30 protein-coding genes are annotated in these 25,585 nt (G+C 59.4%); 17 read left to right on the top strand and 13 right to left on the bottom strand.

Going from position 1 to position 25,585, the window contains the following annotated elements; genetic code table 11:
* Positions 1-33: 33 nt before the first annotated feature.
* Positions 34-1,080, bottom strand: a complete 1,047-nt coding sequence (locus tag ACM6IO_RS27160) for an MBL fold metallo-hydrolase (RefSeq protein WP_192417039.1) — start codon at positions 1,078-1,080, stop codon at positions 34-36.
* 213 nt (positions 1,081-1,293) lie between these two features.
* Here ACM6IO_RS27160 and ACM6IO_RS27155 point away from each other — a divergent pair, with 213 nt between their 5' ends.
* Positions 1,294-1,902 (top strand): TetR/AcrR family transcriptional regulator, encoded by a 609-nt coding sequence (locus ACM6IO_RS27155; protein WP_223434898.1) that lies wholly within the window; start codon positions 1,294-1,296, stop codon positions 1,900-1,902.
* Between the two features lie 18 nt (positions 1,903-1,920).
* On the opposite strand, the gene ACM6IO_RS27150 is transcribed toward ACM6IO_RS27155, so the two are convergent.
* Complete coding sequence (locus ACM6IO_RS27150; RefSeq protein WP_414912569.1) at positions 1,921-2,862, bottom strand: LysR family transcriptional regulator; 942 nt, start codon at positions 2,860-2,862, stop codon at positions 1,921-1,923.
* 15 nt (positions 2,863-2,877) lie between these two features.
* Between ACM6IO_RS27150 and ACM6IO_RS27145 the strand changes: the two genes are divergently transcribed.
* Positions 2,878-3,585 (top strand): CTP synthase, encoded by a 708-nt coding sequence (locus ACM6IO_RS27145; protein WP_414912568.1) that lies wholly within the window; start codon positions 2,878-2,880, stop codon positions 3,583-3,585.
* A complete protein-coding gene (locus ACM6IO_RS27140) occupies positions 3,582-3,905 on the top strand; it encodes an antibiotic biosynthesis monooxygenase family protein (RefSeq protein WP_414912567.1) in 324 nt (107 codons plus the stop codon). Before ACM6IO_RS27145 ends, ACM6IO_RS27140 begins: the two co-directional genes overlap by 4 nt.
* A gap of 126 nt (positions 3,906-4,031) precedes the next feature.
* Here the strand turns inward: ACM6IO_RS27140 and ACM6IO_RS27135 are convergent, their stop codons facing one another.
* Positions 4,032-4,358: a DUF2025 family protein gene (locus ACM6IO_RS27135; protein WP_414912566.1), complete on the bottom strand. Its 327-nt coding sequence runs from the start codon at positions 4,356-4,358 to the stop codon at positions 4,032-4,034.
* A 221-nt stretch (positions 4,359-4,579) separates the two neighbouring features.
* On the opposite strand from ACM6IO_RS27135, the gene ACM6IO_RS27130 reads away from it, so the two are divergent.
* From ACM6IO_RS27130 to ACM6IO_RS27105, 6 genes are all read left to right on the top strand, one after another.
* Positions 4,580-5,707 (top strand): glycerophosphodiester phosphodiesterase, encoded by a 1,128-nt coding sequence (locus ACM6IO_RS27130; protein ID WP_008038520.1) that lies wholly within the window; start codon positions 4,580-4,582, stop codon positions 5,705-5,707.
* Positions 5,708-5,898: 191 nt separating this feature from the next.
* Complete coding sequence (locus tag ACM6IO_RS27125; RefSeq protein ID WP_046045471.1) at positions 5,899-6,204, top strand: PepSY domain-containing protein; 306 nt, start codon at positions 5,899-5,901, stop codon at positions 6,202-6,204.
* A 185-nt stretch (positions 6,205-6,389) separates the two neighbouring features.
* Entirely contained in the window at positions 6,390-7,412 is a 1,023-nt protein-coding gene (locus ACM6IO_RS27120) for a transporter (protein ID WP_192229145.1), read from the top strand.
* A 229-nt stretch (positions 7,413-7,641) separates the two neighbouring features.
* Positions 7,642-9,255, top strand: coding sequence for an inorganic phosphate transporter (locus ACM6IO_RS27115; protein WP_223415562.1), 1,614 nt, complete (start codon positions 7,642-7,644; stop codon positions 9,253-9,255).
* 252 nt (positions 9,256-9,507) lie between these two features.
* Positions 9,508-10,374, top strand: coding sequence for a hypothetical protein (locus tag ACM6IO_RS27110; RefSeq protein WP_008038531.1), 867 nt, complete (start codon positions 9,508-9,510; stop codon positions 10,372-10,374).
* Positions 10,371-11,093, top strand: coding sequence for a TylF/MycF/NovP-related O-methyltransferase (locus ACM6IO_RS27105; protein WP_056725897.1), 723 nt, complete (start codon positions 10,371-10,373; stop codon positions 11,091-11,093). The genes ACM6IO_RS27110 and ACM6IO_RS27105 overlap by 4 nt, the downstream gene beginning before the upstream one ends.
* Before the next feature lie 177 nt (positions 11,094-11,270).
* On the opposite strand, the gene ACM6IO_RS27100 is transcribed toward ACM6IO_RS27105, so the two are convergent.
* Complete coding sequence (locus ACM6IO_RS27100; RefSeq protein ID WP_414912565.1) at positions 11,271-11,708, bottom strand: multidrug/biocide efflux PACE transporter; 438 nt, start codon at positions 11,706-11,708, stop codon at positions 11,271-11,273.
* Between the two features lie 90 nt (positions 11,709-11,798).
* Here ACM6IO_RS27100 and ACM6IO_RS27095 point away from each other — a divergent pair, with 90 nt between their 5' ends.
* Positions 11,799-12,653: a LysR family transcriptional regulator gene (locus tag ACM6IO_RS27095; RefSeq protein ID WP_414912564.1), complete on the top strand. Its 855-nt coding sequence runs from the start codon at positions 11,799-11,801 to the stop codon at positions 12,651-12,653.
* A 118-nt stretch (positions 12,654-12,771) separates the two neighbouring features.
* Here ACM6IO_RS27095 and ACM6IO_RS27090 read toward each other — a convergent pair whose 3' ends face one another.
* The 3 genes from ACM6IO_RS27090 to ACM6IO_RS27080 all read right to left on the bottom strand — a co-directional run bounded on the left by ACM6IO_RS27090 (position 12,772) and on the right by ACM6IO_RS27080 (position 14,893).
* Positions 12,772-14,007 (bottom strand): RNA polymerase sigma factor, encoded by a 1,236-nt coding sequence (locus ACM6IO_RS27090; protein WP_414912563.1) that lies wholly within the window; start codon positions 14,005-14,007, stop codon positions 12,772-12,774.
* A 48-nt stretch (positions 14,008-14,055) separates the two neighbouring features.
* Positions 14,056-14,400, bottom strand: a complete 345-nt coding sequence (locus tag ACM6IO_RS27085; protein WP_008032567.1) for a YciI family protein — start codon at positions 14,398-14,400, stop codon at positions 14,056-14,058.
* Between the two features lie 67 nt (positions 14,401-14,467).
* Complete coding sequence (locus tag ACM6IO_RS27080; RefSeq protein ID WP_414912562.1) at positions 14,468-14,893, bottom strand: YybH family protein; 426 nt, start codon at positions 14,891-14,893, stop codon at positions 14,468-14,470.
* A gap of 141 nt (positions 14,894-15,034) precedes the next feature.
* On the opposite strand from ACM6IO_RS27080, the gene ACM6IO_RS27075 reads away from it, so the two are divergent.
* On the top strand, positions 15,035-15,520 hold the full coding sequence (locus tag ACM6IO_RS27075; protein WP_008038541.1) for a GNAT family N-acetyltransferase: 486 nt from the start codon (positions 15,035-15,037) through the stop codon (positions 15,518-15,520).
* Positions 15,521-15,527: 7 nt separating this feature from the next.
* The gene (locus ACM6IO_RS27070) at positions 15,528-16,133 is read left to right on the top strand and encodes a pyridoxamine 5'-phosphate oxidase family protein (protein WP_226300140.1); all 606 of its coding nucleotides are present in this window, start codon (positions 15,528-15,530) and stop codon (positions 16,131-16,133) included.
* Between the two features lie 133 nt (positions 16,134-16,266).
* Here the strand turns inward: ACM6IO_RS27070 and ACM6IO_RS27065 are convergent, their stop codons facing one another.
* The 3 genes from ACM6IO_RS27065 to ACM6IO_RS27055 form a co-directional block, all read right to left on the bottom strand.
* Positions 16,267-16,755 (bottom strand): GNAT family N-acetyltransferase, encoded by a 489-nt coding sequence (locus tag ACM6IO_RS27065; protein WP_414912561.1) that lies wholly within the window; start codon positions 16,753-16,755, stop codon positions 16,267-16,269.
* 96 nt (positions 16,756-16,851) lie between these two features.
* A complete protein-coding gene (locus tag ACM6IO_RS27060; protein ID WP_008038547.1) occupies positions 16,852-17,337 on the bottom strand; it encodes a GyrI-like domain-containing protein in 486 nt (161 codons plus the stop codon).
* Positions 17,338-17,403: 66 nt separating this feature from the next.
* Positions 17,404-18,066: a LysE family translocator gene (locus ACM6IO_RS27055; RefSeq protein WP_223481899.1), complete on the bottom strand. Its 663-nt coding sequence runs from the start codon at positions 18,064-18,066 to the stop codon at positions 17,404-17,406.
* Positions 18,067-18,206: 140 nt separating this feature from the next.
* Between ACM6IO_RS27055 and alaC the strand changes: the two genes are divergently transcribed.
* Complete coding sequence (gene alaC / locus ACM6IO_RS27050; protein ID WP_414912560.1) at positions 18,207-19,424, top strand: alanine transaminase; 1,218 nt, start codon at positions 18,207-18,209, stop codon at positions 19,422-19,424.
* A gap of 99 nt (positions 19,425-19,523) precedes the next feature.
* Here alaC and ACM6IO_RS27045 read toward each other — a convergent pair whose 3' ends face one another.
* The 3 genes from ACM6IO_RS27045 to ACM6IO_RS27035 form a co-directional block, all read right to left on the bottom strand.
* Positions 19,524-19,811 (bottom strand): Ig-like domain-containing protein, encoded by a 288-nt coding sequence (locus ACM6IO_RS27045; protein ID WP_192229136.1) that lies wholly within the window; start codon positions 19,809-19,811, stop codon positions 19,524-19,526.
* Positions 19,812-20,171: 360 nt separating this feature from the next.
* On the bottom strand, positions 20,172-21,524 hold the full coding sequence (locus ACM6IO_RS27040; RefSeq protein ID WP_008038555.1) for a GntP family permease: 1,353 nt from the start codon (positions 21,522-21,524) through the stop codon (positions 20,172-20,174).
* An 82-nt stretch (positions 21,525-21,606) separates the two neighbouring features.
* Positions 21,607-22,140: a gluconokinase gene (locus ACM6IO_RS27035; protein ID WP_192229135.1), complete on the bottom strand. Its 534-nt coding sequence runs from the start codon at positions 22,138-22,140 to the stop codon at positions 21,607-21,609.
* A 215-nt stretch (positions 22,141-22,355) separates the two neighbouring features.
* Between ACM6IO_RS27035 and ACM6IO_RS27030 the strand changes: the two genes are divergently transcribed.
* The 4 genes from ACM6IO_RS27030 to ACM6IO_RS27015 all read left to right on the top strand — a co-directional run bounded on the left by ACM6IO_RS27030 (position 22,356) and on the right by ACM6IO_RS27015 (position 25,533).
* Positions 22,356-23,387: a LacI family DNA-binding transcriptional regulator gene (locus ACM6IO_RS27030; RefSeq protein WP_192229134.1), complete on the top strand. Its 1,032-nt coding sequence runs from the start codon at positions 22,356-22,358 to the stop codon at positions 23,385-23,387.
* A gap of 122 nt (positions 23,388-23,509) precedes the next feature.
* Complete coding sequence (locus ACM6IO_RS27025) at positions 23,510-23,998, top strand: hypothetical protein (protein ID WP_414912559.1); 489 nt, start codon at positions 23,510-23,512, stop codon at positions 23,996-23,998.
* A gap of 180 nt (positions 23,999-24,178) precedes the next feature.
* Positions 24,179-24,811, top strand: coding sequence for a glutathione S-transferase family protein (locus ACM6IO_RS27020; protein ID WP_414912558.1), 633 nt, complete (start codon positions 24,179-24,181; stop codon positions 24,809-24,811).
* A 158-nt stretch (positions 24,812-24,969) separates the two neighbouring features.
* Positions 24,970-25,533 (top strand): hypothetical protein, encoded by a 564-nt coding sequence (locus tag ACM6IO_RS27015; protein WP_008038562.1) that lies wholly within the window; start codon positions 24,970-24,972, stop codon positions 25,531-25,533.
* Positions 25,534-25,585 lie beyond the last annotated feature (52 nt).

The raw sequence follows: 25,585 nt of genomic DNA, 5'->3' as shown, positions 1-25,585 counted from the left end.
CGCTTGCATCACAAGCGGCCAGGCTTCAATACGTCATGCGTTCTGGATTTCCACCTGATCGCCGACGTTTTCCATCCCCAACCACCAAGCACTCCCCCGCTGCGGATACATCACGTTAAACGCCTCCCCCATCTGCGGCGTGGTAATCGAAACACTGCGCTCCCAGGCCAATGCCAGTATCCGGTCAAACGGTTCAAACCAGGCGTGCATCGACAGATCGAAGGTGCCGTTGTGAATCGGCAGTAACCAGCGGCCTTTCAGGTCGATGTGCGCTTGCAGGGTTTGCTCGGGTTGCATGTGCACATGCGGCCACTCGACGTTGTAGGCGCCGGTTTCCATCAATGTCAGGTCGAACGGGCCGTACTGTTCGCCGATGCGTTTGAAGCCATCGAAGTAGCCGCTGTCGCCGCTGAAGAAGATTCGTGTGTCGGCGTCGATCATCACCCACGAGGCCCACAGCGTGCTGTTGCCATCGAACAGGCCTCGGCCGGAAAAGTGTTGTGACGGGGTGGCGACGAATTGGATGCCGTCGACTTCGGTGCCTTGCCACCAGTCGAGCTGGCGCACTTTGCTGGCGTCGATGCCCCACTTGATCAGGGTGTCGCCGACGCCCAGCGGGGTCAGGAAGTATTTGGTTTTGTCCGCCAGTTTGAGCACGGCCTGATAGTCGAGGTGGTCGTAATGATCGTGGGACAGGATTACCGCTTCAATCGGCGGTAGTTCTTCGAGGCTGATTGGTGGCTGGTGGAAGCGTTTCGGGCCGGCCCATTGCACCGGTGAAGCGCGTTCGGCGAAGACCGGGTCGGTGATCCAGAATTTGTCCCGCAGTTTCAGCAATACCGTGGAATGACCGAGGCGATAGACGCTGTGGTTGGGCGCGGCGATCAACGCGTCGTGGGTCAGGCGCTGCACCGGAACGGCCGCCGTCGGGCGGGTGTTACGGGGTTTGTGGAAGATCATGTTCCACATGATGCGCACCATTTTGCGCAAGCCTTCTCGTTGCACGGGCGCATGGTTGCGGAAGTGCCCTTCGGCCTGACGGGACGCTTCAGGTGCAGAAACGTTAGTGGAATTGGCCATGACTGAATGACTCCAGGAAACCGCACGATGTGCAGTTTCTACGGTGGGACGATAAATGGCCAAGGCACGCACGCATCAGCCGAACACTCTATTTTTGGCTGCGCAGGATTAACGAAACATTACACTGCACAGTGTAGTTTCTAGGTTGCATCAAAGCTGATCACAAGTAAACTGCCAAGTGTAATTCTTAATTTCTTCTGCCGAAGCGTACTTATGACAGCTCCACAGCGCCTGACCGACCGAAAACGCGAAGCGATCATTCAAGCGGCGATTGCCGAATTCCGGGCCAACGGTTTCGACATCACCAGCATGGACAAGATCGCCGCCACCGCTGGCGTGTCGAAGCGCACGGTGTACAACCACTTCCCCAGCAAGGAAGAGTTGTTCGCCGAAATTCTCAATCAATTATGGGCTCGGGTGACGGCGGAACAGGAAACAGCCTACCGCCCTGACTTGCCGCTGCGCGAGCAGATGCGCCGCATGTTGATGGCAAAATTGCAGATGCTGGGCGATGACAATTTTCTCGACCTGGCGCGGGTCGCCATCGCGGCCACCATCCACTCCCCCGAGCGCGCGCAGAACATGGTCGAGAGAATGGGCAAACGCGAAGAAGGCCTGACCGTGTGGATTCGTGCCGCTCAGGCCGATGGGCGATTGAAGCCGGTCGACCCGGAGTTTGCCGCTCAACAGGTTCAGGGAATGCTCAAATCCTTTGCATTCTGGCCGCAGATTTCCATGGGGCTACCCGGCCTGTCGCCTGAAATGCAGACCACCGTCGTGGACTCTGCGCTGGACATGTTCCTCGCCTGCTACCAGCTCTGAATCAAGCGCCTACAAGCATTACAGCAATTTCAACGCCCGCCCCAATTCATCGAACAACGTCACCACCGAGCGCAACGCACGACAGTCCGGGCGGGTCAGCAACCACAGCGCGGTGTCGTAACCATGCAACGGTTCGCTCAACGGTTGCAGCCCGTCATCGATCAGAAAGTCCGGCAATGCCGCAACACCCAACCCGGCCCTCACCAGTTCGGTTACCGACAACATGCTGTTGCAACGATAACCCGGTGTGACGCCGGGCAATTGCTGACGACGCCACGCGACGGTGGGGTGATCGGGAAGGAAGTCGTCCGGGGCGATCCATGTCAGCGCGGCCAAGTCTTCGGCATCGACCGATTTCAGATACGCCGGGCTCGCACAGACGCGATACGACACCTGCGCCAGACATCGGCCCACCAAATGTTCCGGCGGATTCCGGGTCAGGCGCAAGGCGATGTCCGCGTCTCGCCGGCTGAGATTGGCGAAGTCGTTGGACGTGCTCAACTCGATCGTTAGCGCCGGATAGCCGGGCATGAACTGCGCCAGCGCCGGCAGCAACAAACCTTGTAAAACCGAATCGGTGCAGGTCAGGCGTACGGTGCCGCTGATGACTTCACCGCCCTGCTCCACGCCGATGCGCGCCGCCTCCAGCGCTTGCTCGGCGCGCTCGGCCTGTTCAGCCAAGGTCTGCGCAAGACTGGTGGGCAAGTAGCCGGCGCGGCTTTTTTCGAACAGTTGCTGGCCCAGCGCGGCTTCCAGTCGGCGCACGGCGCGGAACACGGTCGAAACGTCGACCTTCAACAGCGCCGAGGCCCGGGCCAGCGAGCCGCCGCGCACGAGGGCGAGGATCAGGGACAGGTCGGGGTAGTCCAGTCGATAGTGCGCTGCTGCATTGATCACTTGGGATAACGCCAATATTGAGTGCGTGAACGCCAATCTATAGTGAGCCCCAGGAATCAACAAGCGTCGAGAGCCCTCATGGAAAACAGCGCCATCCACATCGCCCTGATCGGCGATTACGACCCGCAAGTCACCGCCCACCAGGCGATTCCCGTCGCCCTCGGCATGGCTGCCGAACACGCCGGACTGGACGTGAAATTCCAGTGGCAGGCCACCGACGACATCAACGACGACTCGTCGCTGCAAGACTTCGACGGCTTTTGGTGCGTGCCCGCCAGCCCTTACCGCAATGAAGACGGTGCGCTGCGAGCGATTCGCTTTGCCCGCGAACAACAGCGACCTTTCCTCGGGACGTGTGGCGGTTTTCAGTACGCGGTACTCGAATACGCCCGCAACGTTCTGGGATGGGGAGATGCCGAGCACGGCGAGACATCACCCGATGCCACGCGAGCGTTGCTCACACCGCTGACTTGCTCGCTAGTGGAAGCCATCGACAGCATTCATCTGGTTGAAGGTTCGTTGATCGCCAAGGCGTACGAAAACACGGTGATTCGTGAAGGCTATCGCTGCCGTTATGGTGTGAATCCGCAGTTTGAGCGGGATTTGCTAAGCCAGGAATTATCCGCCGTGGGACACGATTCGACGGGGGATTTGCGAGCGGTGGAGTTACGCGGGCATCCGTTTTTTGTCGCCACGCTGTTTCAACCTGAACGTGCCGCGCTCAAAGGAATTGTGCCGCCGCTGGTGAGTGCATTGATCGACGCGTGTGTGAGGCAGAAATCATGATTGCCCGGACACCGGAACCGCCCTACTACGCGGTGATTTTTACTTCGTTGCGCACAGACGGCGATCAGGGGTACGCCGAGGCTGCCGAGCGCATGGTTGAGCTGGCGCGTGAGCAGCCGGGGTTTCTCGGTGTGGAGTCGGCGCGGGGTGAGGATGGGCTCGGGATTACGGTTTCCTATTGGGCCAGTGAGGCGGCGATTGTGGCGTGGAAACATCATCCCGAGCACAGCGCGATTCGTGAGCGTGGGCGCTCGACCTGGTATGCGGCGTGCAGTACGCGGGTGTGCAGGGTTGAGCGGGCCTATGAGTTCAAGCAGTAACAGTTGCGGCGTCCTTTAAGCCGCCTTCGCGAGCAAGCCCGCTCCCACAGTGGTTTTGTGTGCGACGCAAAACCACTGTGGGAGCTGGCCTGCCAGCGATGAGGCCATCACAAACACCACAAAAATTCAGCCCCGCACCAAACTCCGCACCGCCGAAATCTCCGGCACTTCCCGCCGATTCATGTACACCCGCAACGGCTCGGTAATGTTGATCCGGTCATCGATGTTCTGGTCCAGCAACAACTGAATCAACTCGCGCTTCAGCGTCAGGACCTGCTCCGGTCCCGACGCCCAGACGAATTCACTCACAGGAATGATGCCGTCATCCGCCACGTCCATGCCGAAGGAGTCTTCGCTGAAACGCACGATGTATTGGCCGGTCTTGCGATTGAGACCGACGAAGCCTTTGAGTTGGTCGGCGGCCTGGCAGATGAGTTCGGAAGTGATGCGCATATAAACCTCACACAAGTGATCGATGGTTTACACGCAGGGCAAGATAAAGGGCGTTCCCTCTGCCGGGGAAGCTGCCGGGGCCAAGAGTACTGCAAAGAACCGCACAAATGCGCTGAAAAAATCCGCTTTAAACACGTTTATGTCGGTCTCGCGATAGCGCAAGCGGCGCTCAGTTGTTAAAAGGGACGTCTTTGAAAACACTCTGCGAAAGGATCTCGACCATGCCTGTAACTTTCACCAAGAGCGCCCTGCTGCTGAGCATGCTGCTCGGTCTCGGCCAGGCGCAGGCCGCCAGCGAGCCAAGCCCAACTTCACTGGCCACCCATGCAGGCATTCCGCACCCGGCGGTGATTGCCCACCGTGGCGCGTCCTTCGATGCACCGGAATCCACCGCCGCCGCCTACAAACTGGCGCGCGACCTGGGTGCCGATTACCTCGAACTCGACCTGCAACGCAGCAAGGACGGCGTGCTGTTTGCCCTGCACGACAACAACCTGCAACGCACCACCGACGTCGCCAGCAAATTCCCTGAGCGCAAGGACAGCCCGGCCAACGCGTTCACCATCGCCGAGCTGAAAACCCTCGACGCCGGCAGCTGGTTCAACACGGCTTATCCGGATCGTGCGCGCCCGTCTTTTGCCGGTCTGAAAATCCTGACCCTCGACGAAATCATCGACATCGCCCAAGGCAATCCGCTGCACAAGCCCGGCCTGTACATCGAAACCAAGGAGCCGAAGCAATTCCCCGGCCTCGAGCGTGACCTCAAGGATAAATTGCAGGATCGCGGATGGTTGAGCCCAGCGGGTTCGAAACTGGCGAAAAGCGAACTCGCCGTCGGCCAGGGCAAAGGTAAGGTGGTGCTGCAAACCTTCGAGAAGAGCAGCCTCGAACTGCTGGAAAAGGAAATGCCGCAGGTGCCGAAGATCCTGCTGTTGTGGGTCGGCGAAGGCAGCATCGAGCCCAAGTCCAAGGTGACGTTCGCCGAGTCCGGCGACAAGGACAAAGCCACGTACTACGCCAAACAGGAACCGAAGGACAAAGCCGAATTCCAGCAATGGGTCGAGTACGCCAAGGCTCAAGGCGCGATCGGCACCGGCCCTTCTGCCGCACTGACCAAGGGTGGCGATCAGAGCTACTCGGACCTGGTAAAACCATGGATGAACCAGTACACCCACGATCAGGGTTTGCTGGTGCACGTCTACACCATCGATGATGCGGTGGATTACCAGAAGGTCATGGACGCCGGGGTTGATGGCATCTTCACCAACCGCGCCAGCGAGTTGTTGAAGTTCTACAAACGTCCGGCGGCGGGTACGGTTGCGCAGTTGTTGCAGAACAACGGGTATTGATCCGCGGCAACAAATGCACCGTGTTGAATTCTTCGCGGGCAAGCCTCGCTCCTACAGGTTTCTCAGACTCCTGTAGGAGCGAGGCTTGCCCGCGAAGCTTTTACAAACGACACGTTATGGGAATTAAGGGTGAATTAAGTTGCCCCGGTTAATCTGGCGCCACTTAAACAGCTCACCAAGGAAAGAACCTCATGAAGACTTTGACTGCCCTGTTCACCGCTGCCGCCCTGACCCTCACCGCTGGCCTGGCACAAGCTGATGTTCGCGTCGACCAGATCCCTGAGCTGGTCAAGAGCGGCAAGATCAAGCCGCTGGAAGAAATGAACCAGGCTGCCCTGAAACTGCATCCAGGTGCGACGATTACCGACACCGACTTGGACAACCACTTCAACGGCTACGAGTACGAAGTTGAACTGCGCACTGCTGATGGCAAGGAGTTTGACGTGGACTTCGACGCCACCACCGGTAAAGTCCTGAGCAACAAACAAGACACCTGATTCATGTCACATAAGAAAGCCGCACGATTTTCGGATCGTGCGGCTTTTTTGCGTCTGTATCCAACCGATACAAGCGCTCTCTTGCCACGAAAAACCGTCACAAAACTGTCAAGACGCCTTGCGATGATGCGGCTCAAGTGAACCTGTGAAACCCGCGACAGGCCGCCTCCTCACAGCGAGACCTCATGAACCACAGCATCGACCAAAGCCATCGCGACCCGGACCTGTTCGGTCTGCTGTACGGTTTCAGTTTTCGTCCCGGCGAACGCGGTCGGGAAATCGATTCGGCCATGGCGTTGCGGTCCCTGCAACAACCGGACGACAGCGACGAATTTCTCTGGCTGCACCTGAACCTCGCTCATGCCGCGTGCGAGCGCTGGATGAAAAGTCATCTGGAATTGCCCGACGAGTTTTTCGAAGCCTTGCATGAAGGCTCGCGTTCGACGCGCATCGAGCATGTCGATTCGGCGTTGCTGGCGGTGGTCAACGACGTGGTATTCAACCTCAGCAGCATGGTCTCCTCGGATGTGTCGACGCTGTGGGTGTGCGCGCGCAGTCGGCTGATCATCAGCGCGCGCCTGCAACCGCTGCACTCGGTGGACAAGTTGCGTTCCTCGGTGAAGGCCGGTGAGCGCTTTCGCTCGCCGCTGGAATTGCTCGTGCATTTGCTGCGCGACCAGGGCGAAGTGCTGACGCAGATCGTGCGCAAGACCAGCCTCAGTGTCGATCAGATCGAAGACGAACTGCTGTCCTCGCGGCTGTCGACCAACCGCGCAGAGCTGGGCGCCAATCGCCGGGTGCTGGTGCGCTTGCAACGGCTGCTGGCGCTGGAGCCGGGCTCGTTGCTGCGCCTGCTCAATCGCCCGCCGCAATGGTTGCAGAAGGAAGACGTGAAGGAGCTGCGCAAATCCACCGAGGAGTTTGCGCTGATCATCAACGACCTCACGGCGCTGGGTGAGCGGATCAAGCTGTTGCAGGAAGAGATTGCCGCCAACCTCAACGAGCAAAGCAACCGCACGCTGTTCACCTTGACCGTGGTCACGGTGTTGGCGTTGCCGATCAACATCATTGCCGGTTTTTTTGGCATGAACGTGGGGGGCGTGCCGCTATCGCAGGACCCGGAGGGGTTCTGGATCCTGGTGGCCTTGGTCGCGACGTTTACGGTGATTGCAGGGCGTTGGGCATTTCGCAAACGCCAGGATTATTAAGCGAACACATTCCTCTGTAGGAGCGAGGCTTGCCCGCGAATGAGGCGCCGCGGTATGCCTGATACACCGCGTTATCGTTCTTCGCGGGCAAGCCTCGCTCCTACAGGGACGGTGTCAAGTTCGGATCGGTGGTATCGGCAAAAAACCCAAACACTGACCCAACGCAGCCTCCCTGTAATATTTAGCAACGATCATGACCGACACACTTCCCTCCTCAGGATTGTCCGGCATGGCTACTCCTTCCTACACCGCCGCCCAGGCGCCCGCCAGCAGCGCCAGACCCCAGCTCGACAAGAAACCCAACCTGTTCACCCTGGTGATTTTCTTCGGTGTGCTGGCCAGTGGACTGTTGTTCACCGCGTACAGCCTGATGCACGACATGAGCGAACTCGGCACGGTGGTCACCACCTGGACGCCGTTTCTGTTGCTGGGCGTGGCGCTGCTGATCGCGCTGGGCTTTGAGTTCGTCAACGGTTTCCACGACACCGCCAACGCGGTGGCCACGGTGATTTACACCAACTCGATGCCGCCGAATTTCGCGGTGGCCTGGTCCGGGTTCTTCAACTTCCTGGGGGTGTTGCTGTCCAGCGGCGCGGTGGCGTTCGGTATCATCGCCCTGCTGCCGGTGGAGCTGATTCTGCAGGTAGGTTCGTCCGCCGGGTTCGCGATGATTTTCGCCCTGCTGATCGCCGCGATTCTGTGGAACCTCGGCACCTGGTGGCTGGGCTTGCCGGCGTCGTCGTCGCACACGCTGATCGGTTCGATCATTGGTGTCGGCGTGGCCAATGCCCTGATGCATGGCCGCGATGGCACCAGCGGCGTGGACTGGGCGCAGGCCACCAAGATCGGTTATGCGCTGTTGCTCTCGCCGCTGGTCGGCTTTGGTTTTGCCGCGCTGTTGCTGCTGGCCTTGCGCGCCTTCGTCAAGAATCGTGCGTTGTACAAGGCGCCGAAAGGCAACACGCCGCCACCGTGGTGGATTCGCGGCATGCTGATCGTGACCTGCACCGGTGTGTCGTTTGCCCACGGTTCCAACGATGGCCAGAAAGGCATGGGCCTGATCATGCTGATTCTGGTCGGCACGCTGCCCATGGCTTATGCGCTGAACCGCACCATGCCGGCCGATCAGGCCTTGCAGTTCGCCGCCGTCGCCGAAGTCACCCAGCAAGCGCTGGTGAAAAATTCGCCGCTGCCGGCACCGGCCGACCCGCGTGCGGTGTTGTCCGACTACGTGCGCAGCAAGGAGGCCGCGCCGCAACTGATCCCGGCCCTCGCCGCGCTCACCGGCCGTATCGGTGCCGAGGTCAAGGGTTACGGCTCGCTGTCCAAAGTGCCCGCCGAAGCCGTGGGTAACGTGCGTAACGACATGTACCTGGCCAGCGAAACCATTCGCCTGATGGACAAGAACAAGGTCGGCAACTTCGACGCCGACACCAGCGGCAAGCTGCAACTGTTCAAGCAGCAGATCGACAATTCGACGCGGTTTATTCCGTTGTGGGTAAAGATCGCGGTGGCGATTGCCCTGGGCCTGGGCACCATGGTCGGCTGGAAACGCATTGTGGTGACGGTCGGTGAAAAGATCGGCAAGTCCCACCTGACCTACGCGCAAGGCGCCTCGGCGGAAACCGTGGCCATGCTGACCATCGGCGCGGCGGACATGTTCGGATTGCCGGTGTCGACCACCCACGTGTTGTCTTCAGGGGTGGCCGGGACCATGGTCGCCAACGGCGGCGGCTTGCAGATGAAGACCATCCGCAATCTGCTGATGGCGTGGGTGTTGACCTTGCCGGCGGCGATTGTGCTGTCGGGCAGTTTGTATTGGTTGTTCACCCAAATCTTCTAGTTTCAACACTCCCCTCTGTAGGAGCGAGGCTTGCCCGCGAAGGCGGTGTGTCAGTCGACAACATTTGTTGAATGACACACCGCCTTCGCGGGCGAGCCTCGCTCCTACAGGGGATTTTTTTGTCTGGAGAATGCTTTTCGTCGCAAATTCAGGGGATTGCGCTTTTATTGATCCTCCGCCCACCGGATTGCACTTCAGTTTGCTAACGTGTGGCCGACTCTTAAGAGACTCGATGTATTCAGGAGAGGAACCGTGAATCTGTACATCAATCAGCTTCAACACAAAGCTGACTTCAAAGAAGCCATCTATGGCGGCGACATCTTCCTGAACACACAACTGCGCGCCGCCAAAGAGCTGTGCGCGTTCGCCCAGGAAAGCATCACCGCTGCCTTCGACGGCGAGACCAACCACCAGGCGCTGCACACGCTGATGCCGGTGGAAGAATTCGTCGTACTGGTGACGCGCCTCAAGGGCCAGTTCACCAACAGCCTGCGTGCCAAAGAACTGATTCGCAGCTTCACCGAAGAGATCGGTGCCGCCCCCGAAGAATTCATCTTCGACGTACCGCGTATCCGCGTCGTGCCCAACTACGACTACCTGCATGCGGGCGTCAGCTATGCCTACAAGCCGCATCGCGATACCTGGTACGGCGGCGTCGACTGCCAGATCAATACCTGGATGCCGGTCTACACGATCCAGCCTGACCAGACCATGATGATCAACCCGGCCTACTTCGATGCCCCGGTGAAAAACACCTCGGCACAATGGAGCCTGTCGGACTGGATTGGCGTACAACGTCAACGCGCCAAGGACAACGTCAAGGAAGAGGCACGCCAACACCCGGTGCCCACCGAAGCGATCAACACCGCGTCCGAAATCCGCATCGCCGGCAACACCGCCGAGATGCTGGTTTTCTCGGGCTCACACCTGCACGGCACGGTGCCCAACTACACGCAACAAACCCGTTTCAGCGTGGATTTCCGCCTGATGCACCTCGACGACCTCAAGCACAAGCGCGGCGCGATCAACGTCGACAGCGCCTGCCCTGACGTCGGCGCAGGTTTCAAAGACTATTTCCACGCCCACGACTTTTCTAATTTCCAAGGAATCGAAGCATGACCAAGCGTCGCATCACGCCTGCCGAGGCCCAGTACAACGAAACCCGTACCAACGTTCTGAAACGGGTCGATGCCGAGTACGTGGCCGACGCACCGTTCGTCTTCGCCAACCGCATCGGCGTGACCGCTGCACTGTCGCGTATGGAACTGTTCAAGAAAGTCGCTGAAGTACCGGGCGCGATCATCGAGTGCGGCGTGTACAAGGGCAACTCGCTGATGCTGTACATGCACTTGTCGATGATCCTGGAACCGTACGCGATCAACCGTTCGATCGTGGGCTTCGACACCTTCGAAGGCTTCCAGAGCATCGACAAGAAAGAAGACCCGGCCGACGTCAACGAGACCATGTTCGCCGACACCGACCAGTCGCTGATCCAGGACATGATCGACGCCAACGACCTGCTGCGCCCGGTCAACCGCATCCCGCGTTGCGAACTGGTCAAGGGCGACATCGTCAAGACCGTACCGGAGTGGGTCAAGACCCGTCCGGACCTGGTCGTGGCCATGCTGATCCTCGACACCGACCTGTACGAATCGACCAAAGTCGCGCTGGAAACCTTCCTGCCGTACATGCCAAAAGGCGCGATCGTGGTGCTGGACGAAGTCGCTTACCGCAACTTCCCGGGCGAAACCAAAGCCCTGCGTGAAGTGCTCGACCTGAACAAGATCGAGCTCAAGCGTCTGCCGTTTGACAGCTGCGTAGGCTACTTCCACGTTTAAACTCAACTTGGAAGCTGACACAAAACCTGTGGGAGCGGGCTTGCTCGCGAAAGCGGTGGTTCAGTCAACAGTGATGTTGAATTTGACGGCCTCTTCGCGAGCAAGCCCGCTCCCACATTTGACTGCGTGCTTCTTCAAGTCGTGGACTGGATGACGTTTGCCAGCAGCGCTCATCGGTCATCCTTCGCAGGAAGTGCGCATCACCATTCGCTCGCGCACTACGTCATACACCCAGTGGTAAACGTAGGTGTACGGCAGGAAAAACAGCAGCACCCCGATATCCAGCAAGAACGCCTGCCACAGGCTGACGTTGAGCCACCAGGCAATCAGCGGCACGCCGACCGCCACCAACCCGCCTTCAAACAGCAGCGCATGAACGACTCGCGTCCAGGCGTTGTGCGCAATCTCGAATCGCGTCAGCACGCGGTCAAAAATCCCGTTGAAGATCACGTTCCAGGCCAGGGCCAGCGCCGCAATGACAACGGTGACGACGCCCATGTCGAGCATCGGCTTGTCCATGATCCACGCCAGCAACGGGGTGCAGATCACGATGGCCAGCAGCTCAAAGCCGATGGCCTGGAAAATACGTTCAGTGATGGATTTGTTGGCGTTCATGAGCAGAACTCCCTGAGTGACTGTGGTTGCCATGATCCATCCTCGCACCGATACTTCATAACCAATAACCATCGATCAAGGCGATAGTTCATGGCCTCTCAGGAAGTGTTGCAGGCGTTTGTGCAAGCGGCGACCCAAGGCTCGTTTTCCGCGGCGGCGCGCAAGCTGGGGCGCAGTCAGTCGACCATCAGTGCTGCGGTGGCGAGCCTGGAGATCGATCTGAATCTGGTGTTGTTCGACCGCAGCAGCCGCAAGCCCACGCTGACGCCGGCCGGGCACGTGATGTTGCAGCGGGCCGAGGAAATCCTCGCGGCCACCAGCCGCCTGGAAATGACCGCCAGCCAACTCTCTCAGGGTGTCGAGCCGAAGCTGACCGTGGCGATTTCCGACACCTATCAGTCCGACCGTTTCGAAGCGGCGCTCAGTGCATTCGAGCAGCGTTACCCAGACCTGGAACTCGAATGCCTGATCGCCGAATGCGATGACCTGGTGGCGCTGGTGCAAAGCGGTCGGGCGCACGTGGCGTTCGCCGAGCAACAGGACAGTTACCCGCCGGACCTGGTCAGTTCGACGGTGCAGGAACGCACGGAAATCGCCTTGTTCGTGTCCCATGAGCATCCGCTGGCGACCCTGACCGGAATCGATCAGGAGCTGTTGCAGCAGCATCGGGAGCTGCGTCTGGCGACCATCGTCAATCCGTATGAAAGCCGGGCGAAGGGGCGCGTGTGGTCGGCACCGAGTTACTTGATGCTGCTGGAAATGGCTCAGGGTGGATTCGGCTGGGCGCCGTTGCCGCGATGGCTGGTGGGGCGGTTTGATGCCGGGACGCTGCAGGAGTTGAACGTGCGAGGGTGGCCGAAGCCGCTGTTCGTCGATGCGTTGTGGTCGCGGCTGCATCCGCCGGGACCGGCGGGGAGCTGGTTGTTGGGCAAGATGCTGGAATAGCGGTGCGGCCATCGCGAGCAGGCTCACTCCCACAGTTGATCGCGCCGGTCACAAATTTGTGGACACCACCGATCCCTGTGGGAGCGAGCCTGCTCGCGATGGGGCCGGCAAATTCACCTCACTTTAACGCCTTGATCCGCGCCTCGATAAACCGCCGCTCCGGCATCTGCTGCGTCAATTCCAACGCCCGCTCATACGCCGCCCGCGCCTCGTCCACTCTGCCCAACTGCCGACAAAACTCCGCCCGCGCCGAATGCGCCAGGTGGTAATCCAGCAAATCTCCCCGCGCCAGAATCCCTTCAACCAACGTCAACCCCGCCAACGGTCCATCGCGCTTGGAGATCGCCGCCGCCCGATTCAGCTCAATCACCGGTGAAGGCACCGCCGCCAACAGCACATCATACAAACCCGCAATCTGCGCCCAGTCCGTCTCCCCCGCCGTCGGCGCTTCGGCATGCACCGCCGCAATCGCCGCTTGCAGGCAATAAGGCCCGAATCGCCGCGAGGTCAACGCCCGCGCAATCAGCGCGCACCCTTCGGCAATCAACCCGGCATCCCACAGCGTACGGTCCTGCTCATCCAGCACAATCAGCTCGCCACTCGCCGACGTTCGCGCCGGGCGTCGTGACTCATGCAACAGCATCAGCGCCAGCAGGCCCATGACTTCGGGTTCGGGCAGCAATTCCATGACCAATCGACCGAGCCGGATGGCCTCTCGGGTCAGATCCTCGCGAGTCAGTTCAGCACCGATGGACGCCGAGTAACCTTCGTTGAACACCAGGTAAATCACCCGCAGCACGCTGTCGAGACGCTCGGGCAATTCCGCCAGGGTCGGCACCTGATAAGGGATTTTCGCGTCGCGGATTTTCGCCTTGGCACGCACGATGCGCTGGGCAATGGTGGCCGGTGCCGAGAGAAACGCCCGGGCGATTTCTTCGGTAGTCAGGTCGCAGACTTCGCGCAACGTCAGCGGCACTTGAGCATCCGCCGCGAGTGCCGGGTGACAGCAGGTGAAGATCAGGCGCAGGCGATCGTCTTCCACGTCTTCGTCACTCCAGTCGGCCTGCTCCAGCGCTTCCAGTTGCGCGATCAGCATCGGCCGGGACGCGGCAAACCGCGCGCGCCGACGCAAGCCGTCGATGGCCTTGAAGCGCCCGGTGGACACCAGCCAGGCACGCGGATTGTCCGGCACACCGTCACGCTGCCAACGTTCGACCGCGATGAAAAAAGCCTCGTGCAGGGCCTCCTCGGCCAGATCGAAATCACCGAGCAAACGGATCAGGGTCGCGAGGATTCGCCGCGAGTCTTCGCGGTAAACCTGCTCGACCCGAGCCTTGACCGACACGTCAGCCATCAGTGCCGATGGCCTTCAATCACCCACATCACCACGCAAACCTCCTTATCAGGGATTCAATTGACGAACCGGTCGCACCTCGACACAGCCGACCCGGGCCGCCGGAATGTTGCCGGCAACCTGGAGAGCTTCATTGAGGTCCTTGGCGTCGATCAGGTAGAAGCCGGCCAACTGCTCCTTGGTTTCGGCGAACGGGCCGTCGGTGATCGACACTTTGCCGTTGCGCATGCGCACGGTGGTCGCGGTCTGCACCGACTCCAGCGCTTCGGCGGCGAGCATGCGGCCGCTGCCCTGGATCGATTCGGCGTAGGCCATGCACTCGGCGTCGTTGGGACTTTCGGGCAGCGAGTGCAACTCCTGTTCGTTGCTGTAGACCAGGCATAAATACTTCATGGGGCTCTCCGGATCGAACTGATCAACTATGGCTGCAGTTTGGCGCGTGGGGGGCACTTCCCGACGATCAGGGCTGCAGACCGAACAGCGCGGTGCCGCTCGTCATGTCGAACGGCGCCGACCAGTGTTCGTGGACGATGCGCCATTGCCCGGCCTCGCGCCGATAGCAGCCGGTCACGCGCATCCAGCAGGCCTGGGTTTCGCCCTTCTCGTTGGTACCGCCGCAATGGGCCAGCCAATGGGCGAAGGCGATGTGCTCGTCGGCCACGATGTTCATCTGGTCAAAATCAAAGGTGTGCGGGCCCTGGCACATTTCCATGCATTCCAGCCAATGCGCGCGGTAGGCCGCCTTGCCGCGAAACTGCAGGGCCTTGACCGCGTCGTAGGAGACGATGTCCTCGGCATACAACGCCATGATTTTCTCGAGATCCTTGGTGATGACCGCCTGACGATAGGTGTCGATCAGGGTCTGGATTTCGTGGGTAGCGTTCATGGTGGTTCTCCGTGTTTTTTGTTGTGAAGACACCCTTAGTCGCCTGGCAAAACGCCAAATCGACAGTCAAATTAAAAATAATCCATGGGCGCAAACTCGCTAGAATCCGAGGCTCATTTCTGTTGGAAAAAGGACACTCCAGTGACAACCCGACTCGTGCCTTACGAAAGCCTGAACGCGAAGCAGCGCCAGGAGGTGGAGGCCATCGAAGTTCACCAGGAACAGATCAAGTTCTCCGGTGACATCCACGGTGCGTTGCACACCCTGCTGTCCAAACCTGGCCCCGGCGTCAAAGGATTCGCCCTGCTGGTCGAGGATGTCCCGGTAGCTTTCCTGCTGCTCAAACGCCCGCCAGTGCTGCCGGCCTGGGCCGACGAACACAGCGCCACCCTGCATGCGTTGCAAGTCGATCAGCGTCATCAAGGCAAAGGTTATGGCAAGGCCTGCCTGCAAGCCTTACCGGAGGTCGCGCGTCAGGCGTTTCCGGAAATACGGGGGCTGGAGTTGTCGGTGGATGCGGACAACGAAGCAGCCATCGCGCTGTATGCAAAATTCGGCTGGGTCGACAGCGGCGAGGCCTACAAGGGCCGGATCGGTTACGAACGGCGGATGGGACTGATTTTCTGAGGTGGTTATGCTCGACAGCATCGAAGCACTGGAAGCAATTTACGGCCAACCCCACGAACGCGCGGTACGCAAGCAAATCGCCTTTCTGAACGAGGATTATCAAGCGATGGTCCGCGCCTCGCCGCTGGTGATCATCAGCTCGGTCGGCCCCGACGGCCTGGACGGCTCGCCGCGCGGAGACACACCGGGTTTCGTGCGAATCATCGATGAGCGCACCCTGGCGATCCCGGATCGCCCGGGCAACAACCGCATCGACACGCTACGCAATGTGGTGTTCGATCCGCGGGTGTCGCTGTTGTTCATCATCCCGGGGATCGGCGAAACCTTGCGGGTCAACGGCGCAGCGCAGATCAGCAATGAGCCGGCCTTGCTGGAAAGCTTCGCGGTCAACGGCAAATCGGCGCGTACGGTGATGCTGGTGACGGTGGAGGCGGCGTTTTTTCACTGCTCGAAAGCGATTGTGCGTTCGGATTTGTGGAACCCGCAGAAGCACCTGGATCGCTCGGCGCTGCCGACGGCGGGGGCGTTTCACAAGCGTTTGAATGATGGGCAGTTTGATGCAGAGACGTATGACCGGGAGGCGCCGGTGAGGGTGCGGGACAGTCTTTATTAGATCGATGTGGCGACTTTTGGATTGCCTTCGCGGGCAAGCCTCGCTCCTACAGGTTCATGGTGAATTCAGGAGCACACCAAACCTGTAGGAGCGAGGCTTGCCCGCGAAAGCATTTCACACCACACCGCATCAATCAGAGCACCAACACCATCTCATGCCACGCCATTCCGCCATGGTCCGATGCGGAAGGTTTGACGTAGGCAAATCCAAACCCGGCGTACAGCGGAATGTGCCGCTCCTTGCACATCAGGTTGATGCTGGCCTTGCCCAGCGCACGCATGCGCTCGATAAACTCGCCCATCAGACGTTTCGCCAAACCCTGCCCCTGATAATCCGGATGCACCACCACCGACATGATCACCACGTGCGGGCCGGCCGGGTCGTGGCCGATCAGTTCCTTGAACGCTTCGTCCGACATTTCCACCTGAAACGCAGCACCGGAGTTGATGAAACCGGCTACAACGCCGTCCACTTCGGCGACGATAAAACCTTCAGGCCAGGTGGCGATGCGCGTGGCGATTTTTTCTCGGGTGGCAGCTTCGTCACCTTCGTAGGCAACGGTTTCGATGGCGTAGCAGCGGTCCAGGTCAGCGGGGGTGACGTGGCGGATGACGGTGTTCATGGCGGCTCGGAATCAGCGGGGAAAGGCTGGGGATCATAAATCAGCCTGGGCATGACATCGAGAGGCGCATCGTTGATCCGCCTCCCGACGTACACTTCACGCTTTGATCGGCACCCAGATTTCCAGTTTTCCGGTGTTGAGCTTCGGGTTGAAGTCTTCGCTGTAGCGCTCATATTCCGGAGCATCCAACACTTCATGCCCGGACTGCGGTTGCCAGGTGCCGAAGATGTGCTGAAACAGCTGCGGCAATGCATCCAGCGGCCCTTTATGCTCGAACACCGCGTAATACTGAGGCTGGACCTCTACCCAACGGTACTGATCCGGCAAGTCGTCGAGCTTGCTGATCTCGACGCCGGCGATGTAGTCGAAGCCGCCCTTGCCATCGAAATTGCAACACACGCCGTAGGTCACTTCGCCCTTCTGGCCCGGAACGTTTCCGATGTGCGGAATGAATTTTTCCCAGAGCGCTGGAATGCCCTGGGTGGTTTGCTGAGTAAACCGTCCACCAAGCCCTGCAATGAGCAGGAAGTGCCCATGTTCGAAGCGTGGTTCCGGTATTTCGACGCTTTTCTTATCATCCATGACTCGGCTCCTGGTACAAAAAGTGGGTTCGGCTAGGAGTATAGAAGCCAAACCCGATTCGCCCAATTACAACGTATGCAACGCCTCGACCGCGCCAGCGCCAATAAACTCGTTGTACCCAGATAGGATCACGTACACCGCGAAATAGCAGAAGATCGCCGCCGATGCCATGTACGAATAACGCAGCAGCTTGTCGCCCAGCAACTTGCCGCCATGGCTTGCGGCAAAGCACAGGCCTGCCGACCACAACAGTCCGGCACAGAGAAATCCGCCGAGGAACAATGCCGAGCTGAGCGCCCCGCCACCGCCAGACCGCGCGATCAGTGTGCCGCCCACCGCCGCGAACCAGAGAATGGCGCTGGGTGACGACATGGCCAGGAAGATTCCGCGAAAGAACTCCTTGCGGTGCGAGTTGTGGCCCACTTCGGCGGTCTCGGCCAGCAACGCCTCATGGTGGATCGCCGAATAGATCATCTTCGCTGCGAAATAGATCAGCAACGCCGAACCACCAATCCACAACACCCAGCGCACGGTTTCGTATTGCAGCAAAACGGTCATGCCGGCCAAGGCCAGCACGGCGTAAATCAGGTCGCCGACACAGGTGCCCAACCCCAGCGCAAAGCCTTGAAAATAGCCGCGCTGCATGGCCAGCGTGATCATCGCGATGTTGGCTACGCCGATGTCCAGGCACAGAGAAAGGCTCAGCAGAAAGCCGCTGCTAAATTCCATCGACCGATTTCCTTCGGAAAAAAATTATTTACGTGGAGGCTGGACAGTCTGCCACAGCTGCCCTTACATTCCGCCACAGGTCACCGCAGTGACCAGCGTCGCTCGGACGGTTCCGGGCGCTTACGTTATCCGAGGCAACAATGGCCGAACAAGGTTCGCCGCGCCGCTTTGCGCGCATAGATCGACTCCCCCCTTACGTATTCAACATCACCGCCGAGCTGAAGATGGCCGCCCGTCGTCGTGGCGAAGACATCATCGACTTGAGCATGGGCAATCCCGACGGCCCGACGCCGCCGCACATTGTCGAAAAACTCGTCACCGTCGCCCAGCGCGAAGACACCCACGGTTATTCCACGTCCAAGGGCATTCCGCGTCTGCGCCGGGCAATTTCCAACTGGTACAAGGAACGCTACGAGGTCGACATCGACCCGGAAAGCGAAGCCATCGTGACCATCGGTTCCAAGGAAGGCCTGGCGCACTTGATGCTCGCCACCCTAGACCAGGGCGACACCGTGCTGGTGCCGAACCCGAGCTACCCGATTCACATCTACGGTGCCGTGATTGCCGGCGCCCAGGTGCGTTCGGTGCCGCTGATTCCGGGCGTGGACTTCTTCGCCGAACTGGAACGGGCGATTCGCGGCTCGATTCCGAAACCGAAGATGATGATCCTCGGCTTCCCGTCCAACCCCACCGCGCAGTGCGTTGAGCTGGATTTCTTCGAGCGCGTCATCGCCCTCGCCAAGCAGTACGACGTGCTGGTGGTGCATGACCTGGCCTACGCCGACATCATCTACGACGGCTGGAAAGCCCCATCGATCATGCAAGTGCCCGGCGCCAAGGACATCGCGGTGGAGTTTTTCACCCTGTCCAAGAGCTACAACATGGCGGGCTGGCGCATCGGCTTCATGGTCGGCAACCCGGAACTGGTCAACGCCCTGGCGCGGATCAAGAGCTACCACGACTACGGCACCTTCACTCCGCTGCAAGTCGCGGCGATTGCGGCGCTGGAAGGCGATCAGCAGTGCGTGAAAGACATCGCCGAGCAGTATCGGCAGCGGCGCAACGTGCTGGTCAAAGGCCTGCATGAACTGGGCTGGATGGTCGAGAATCCGAAAGCGTCGATGTATGTCTGGGCGAAAATCCCCGAGGCGTATGCACACCTGGGTTCGCTGGAGTTCGCCAAGAAACTGCTCGCCGAGGCCAAGGTTTGCGTCTCGCCGGGTGTCGGGTTCGGGGAATATGGGGATGATCATGTGCGCTTCGCGCTGATCGAAAACCAGGACCGGATTCGCCAGGCCGTACGCGGGATTCGCGGGATGTTCAGGGCGGATGGTTTGGTCAGCAAAACCACCGGCTAGAGAAACCACCTCGGGAGCGGCCACGTCCGCGTCCGCTCCCGATTTGATTCAATTGTCTTCAGGCGTTACTGGAAAAAACCTGTCCCTGAAAGCAAACGGTTAGCCGACAACCGTAAAGGTCCGCAATTCTGTCCACTCCGAATCGACGCCTTCCACGTTTTGTCTAGCCTTGACTTGGTATTCCTCTTTTTCCCACGGAGAAGGTGAAGTCACTTGCCATTGACCTGAAGACAGCACGACAGCCGTACCCAGCAACTTTCCGTCATGTAGCACAACAGTTACCTTCCCCCCGACGGTCGCCGTCCCAATAAACGTTGGTCTTAGACTTTCCTCAGCACCTTCAACAGGAAGGATAATCTCGAGTTTCTCAAAAATAGGCGTGCTCATAGCAGTCTGCTCCTCATCCATGATTCAACGATCAAACAGGAACCCGTGACTGGCGCTCCTTTCAAGAAGGGATGTTCGACGTGTCTATGCGGGGCGTCTACCTGTGAGAAATGACAGTTCCGACAAGCGGTTGCGTCATCGGTACCCAAAAAATGTGGCTTGTCGCAGATTCCTGCCCATAAAAAAACCGCATAAATGCGGTTTTTTGTTATCGGTAATGATCGAAACCAGCGTCTACGGAGGTTCGACAATCCATGTAGGAGCCGGCTTGCTGGCGAAGCAGGCGACTCGGTTTAACTTCTTGACCGAGTCGATGCTATCGCCAGCAAGCCGGCTCCTACACAAGCGTTGCGGTGTTGCTTAGACGAACAACGACAGCAGCAGGATAAAGCCCAGGCCAACCACGGACAGGATGGTTTCCATCGCCGTCCAGGTCTTGAAGGTTTCCGCTACGGTCATGTTGAAGTACTGCTTCACCAGCCAGAAACCCGCGTCGTTGACGTGAGACAGGATCAACGAACCGGCGCCGGTCGCCAGCACCAGCAGCTCACGGTTCACACCCGGAATCATCCCCACCACCGGCACCACGATGCCTGCGCCAGTAATGGTCGCCACGGTCGCCGAACCGGTCGCGATACGGATCACCGCCGCCACCAGCCACGCCAGCAGGATCGGCGAGATTTGCGCAGCCACCGCCATGTTGCCGATGACATTACCCACGCCGCTGGTCACCAGCATCTGCTTGAAGCCACCACCGGCACCGATGATCAGGATGATCGCGGCGGTTGGCGCGAGGCTCGCATCCAGCCATTTGAGCATCTGGTTGGAGCCAATGCCCTGCTTGTAACCGAAGGTGTACAGCGACAGCAGCAACGCCAGCAGCAGGGCCGAGATCGGGTGACCGATCAGGTCCATGAAGGTGCGGAAGAAGTTGCCGTCCGGCAGCACTACGTCGGCAAAGGTCTTGAGCAGCATCAGGAACACCGGCGACAGCACGGTGATCAAGGTGATGGAGAAGCTCGGGAGATCGGCAGAATCGTTCTCACGCGCCAGTTGATCCACCAGCTCCTGGTTGGGATGGCCGGGAATGTATTTGGCGATGAAGGTGCCGTAGATCGGGCCGGCGATGATGGCCGTCGGCAGCGCAACGATCAGGCCGTAAAGAATGGTCTTGCCGATGTCGGCACCGAACACGCCGATGGCCAGCAACGGACCCGGGTGCGGCGGAACGAGCCCGTGCACGGCAGACAGACCGGCCAGCAGCGGGATACCGATCTTGATGATCGACACGCCGGTACGCCGGGCGACGATGAACACCAGCGGGATCAGCAGCACAAAACCGATTTCGAAGAACAGCGGAATGCCGACCAGGAACGCGGCGAACATCATTGCCCACTGCACTTTGTCCTTGCCGAACGCGCGAATCAGCGTCTGGGCAATCTGATCCGCCCCGCCCGACTCGGCCATCATTTTGCCGAGCATCGTGCCCAGCGCGAGGATGATGCCGACAAAACCGAGCACGCCACCGAAGCCGTCCTGGAACGCCTTGATGATGGTGCCGATCGGCATGCCGGAAGTCAGCCCGAGAAAGGCTGCGGCAATGATCAGGGCAATGAACGGGTGAAATTTGAACTTGGTGATCAGGACGATAAGCCCGATCACCGTGACCACTGCATCGAGCAGCAGGAACGTCTCGTGGGACATGCCAAACATTAGGGGTGTCTCCTGGTTGTTGTTGTTATTAAAACGGGTAATTCGAAAGCCATAAGGACAGCGCTATCTCTTCAAGCAAAATTTAACCGGCGCGTTTCAGGCCATGCTCCAGCCACCAGGCGTGGGCTTGCTTCGCCAATTGGTCGACGCTGTGGTTCGAGGCGTCGAGGGCCAGGGTCAGCGGCTCGCCAACCGGGGATTCAAGGGTGGCGAACTGGCTGTCGATCAGGGTCGACGGCATGAAATGGCCCGGTCGATGGGAGACACGATCGGCCGCCACTTCAGGCGTGAGCTCAAGGAACACAAAGCCCAGGCCCGGCAAGGCGCTGCGCAAAACTTCGCGGTAACTGTGTTTGAGGGCCGAGCAGGTCAACACCGGGCGCTGGCCCGTGGCGTCGACGCGGCGCAATTCATCGCACAGGCTGTCGAGCCAGCCGGCACGGTCGTCGTCGTTCAGGGGGATACCCGCGCTCATCTTTTCGATATTGGCGGCAGGGTGAAAAGTATCGCCTTCAATGGCAGTCGCGCCGCTGAGCTGGCACAAGGCTTCGCTGACGCAGGTCTTGCCGCAACCGGCAACGCCCATGATGACCAGGGCGGTGATGGGATGATTCATGTAACACCTCAGCGCGCAGACAGCGCTACCTTTGCCAGTTATGACACTAGACGAAAAGTAGAAGTTGCCGACGCCTTCTTGTCATTTTTGTGGGTTGCAGCATGTTCGTTCCGGACGCCGAAAAGCGAGGTTCAGGCAAAACTCGCTTACGCATTTGCAGCTGCATCGGGACAGCGCTACCTTAGTGCCTTGAATTTTGTTTGGCAAGCCGCCCGATGACCTCTTCTAAAAACGATAAAAATACGCGAACCACTGGCCGTCCTACCCTCAATGAAGTAGCCCGACTGGCCGGCGTCAGCCCGATTACCGCGTCCCGCGCCTTGCGCGGCGTGAGCACGGTGGCCACCGAACTGGTGGAAAAAGTCCAGAAAGCCGCGCTTGAACTCAACTACGTGGTCAACCCCGCCGCCCGAGCGTTAGCCTCGGCCCAGAGCCATTCCGTGGTGGTTTTGGTGCCGTCGCTGTCCAACTTGCTGTTCATCGACACCCTGGAAGCCATTCATCAGGTTTTGCGACCGAAGGGCTTCGAAGTGCTGATCGGCAACTTCCATTACTCGCGCGATGAAGAAGAAAACCTGCTGCGCAATTACATGGCCTATCAGCCGCGCGGTTTGCTGCTGACCGGGTTTGATCGCACCGAAAGTTCGCGGCGGATGATCGAGGCGAGCAATATTCCCTGCGTGTACATGATGGAACTCGACAGCGCTGCGGGCCTCAATTGCGTGGGTTTCTCGCAACTGGCGGCCGGCGAAACGGCGGCGGAGCATTTGCTGTCCCGCGGTCGCAAGCGTCTGGCGTACATCGGTGCGCAACTGGATCAACGCACATTGCTGCGTGGCGAAGGATTTCGCAAAGCCCTGCAAAAGGCAGGTCGCTATGACCCGGACCTGGAAGTGCTGACGCCCCGCGCCTCCTCCGTCGGCCTGGGTGGCGAGCTGTTCCTGCAACTGATCGCCAGTCATCCTGACGTCGATGCGATCTTCTTCGGCAACGACGACCTGGCCCAGGGCGCGCTGCTGGAAGCGATGCGCTGCGGAATCAAAATCCCCGAACAAGTGGCGGTCCTCGGTTTCAACGACCTGCCGGCCTCGGCGCACATGGTCCCGCGCCTGAGCAGCATCAACACCCCGCGCGAAGCGATTGGCCGGCGCGCGGCAGAGCAGATGCTGACGTTGATGGCGGGCAACACCGTGGCGAAACCGGTGCAGGACATGGGGTTTGAGTTGAAGGTACGCGAGAGTACGTAGTCCAGGACTGATCGTTGCCACGCTCTGTGGGCTGAACGGGAACGATCAGTTACACCTTTTACCCCTGCCTCCAGGCGGGCAGAGTGCAAAATCCGCCCTCTCCATTCCCAGCGGACGTGTACATGCGCAAGATAATCATCATGGCCCTCCTGCTAGCCGCCTCGCTTGGACAGACGCTTCAGGCGCAGGCCTCTGAGCCAGACGACTGGACTCATTTCCTGAACGACCCTCGCTTCATGCCCGCGATCAAAAACTGTCTCGCCGCCCACCCGAAAGGTCAGGGGCCTGCCGTCGTAATGAGCGTTGGGCATGCCAGTCTTGAAGAGGCTTACGTCATGACCACCGACCTCAGCGGGCGCAGAAATGCGTGTGTTTCCAGTAAGGATACTGGCGTGGAAGTGCGATCCCAGACCGTTTTCGACCTGCCAGGTCCGCTGTTTGTATCAGTGGATCAAGTCAAGGTCGCCCCCAAGGGCGAGTGCATTGAGCCCACCCCGGTATTCATCGATCAACAGCTTCAAGGCTGGATCCTCAGGCAACCCATCCTCAATCAGCACACGCCCAGTGCCTGCTCGACTCCAATCTGGACAGATCTGATACCGCTCGATTAGGTCCTGACGCCTCCTTTGTTCGAGCATTCCCACGTTGTGTGGCCCGCACCGTCAAGCGGCGCATCGTCCATGCCGCAGGTTTTCAACTAATCTTGATCGTGCCCCTATCCCGATTGGCGCCTGGCGGGGCCGGTATACTGTTAGAGTCCCGAAGCGTCGAATCGCTAACGGAGTAGCTCAATGGAACATGCACTGAAGATTATGGGTAAGGCCTCATCCATCAACGTCAGAAAAGTCCTGTGGACCTGCGACGAGCTGGGCCTTTCCTACGAACGCGAGGATTGGGGCAGCGGGTATGCGTCGACCCACAGTCCCGAATTTGTCCGGCTCAACCCCAACGCACAGGTGCCGGTGATCATCGATGAGGCCGGCGTGCTGTGGGAGTCCAATACCATCTGCCGTTACCTGGCCGGCAAACACCCACACGCTGAATTGCTGCCGCACGAACCGGCGGCGCGCGCCCGGGTGGAGCAGTGGATGGATTGGCAAGCCACCGATCTCAATTCGTCCTGGAGCTACGCGTTCACGGCACTGGTACGCAAAGACCCGGAGTTCCAGGACGCGCACCGGATTGCCACGGGCTTGCGCGGCTGGAATCAAAAGATGGGTATCCTCGAGCATCAGCTCGCGACCACCAAAGCCTATGTTGCCGGACCACGGTTCACACTGGCCGATATCGTCATCGGGCTGTCAGTCAACCGTTGGCTGATGACGCCGATGGATCGACCGGACTTCCCGGCCATCGACGAATATTTCCAACGCCTGGCGCAACGCCCCGGTTTCCTCAAACACGGCTGCAACGGCCTGCCTTGATCGGTCGACCTCTGCCGTCGGGCGGCAAAGGTTGACCGCAACGCTTTCGTTTTCTGCTCAAGCAAAAACATAACCAATTGAAAATAATAGGTTTTATTTCATGGGCACGCTAATTGCTCAAGTCGCTGCACCGCAAACACCTACAAGGTCTACTCATCATGTTGGTCAGTGCAAAGCAAAACCTAGTGACGCCGCTTCCCAAAAAGCCGGGCGACGAACCGACTGCGGACGCCGCCGCGGGTCTTCAAGGTGGCCTGCAAGCCGTGTTGATGCAGAGCGTGCAAAACAATATCCAGCTGCAAAACGTAAAGAACGATGGGAAGGTCCTGGCGTCTGCCTCCAAGCTCGCCACGGAACAGGTCAGCGCCGCCAATAAAATCAGCGACAACGTCGATGAAGCGTTCGCCAAGACTCGTGTCGCACTGCAAGCCACCGATGCCTCGACAGTGCCAAAGGCCGGTGAAAGCACCGCCATGGCCGACTTCAAGGACTACATGAGCAAAACCCCGGAACAGCGGTTGCGCGACAGTATTCTGAAAGAGATGGGGATCACCGAAGAAGACCTGAAAGCCATGCCGCCGGAGAAACAACTGGCGGTCGGTAAAGAGATTGCCGAGCGTCTGCAAGACAAGATAAAACTGGCTCAGGCCGAGAAAGAAAACGGCAGCAGCAGTGAAAAAAGCGGCGCCCAGGTGGTCGACAAGTTCCTCGCATCGCTCTGACCACGCGGATGCTTCTGTAGGAGCGAGGCTTGCCCGCGAAGAGGCCGTCACA

It is taken from the genome of Pseudomonas sp. IT-P44, assembly GCF_949768225.1.
GTDB lineage: Bacteria > Pseudomonadota > Gammaproteobacteria > Pseudomonadales > Pseudomonadaceae > Aquipseudomonas > Aquipseudomonas migulae.
Note: the sequence above shows the minus strand (reverse complement) of the source record. Positions and strands in the feature narration are given on the sequence as shown.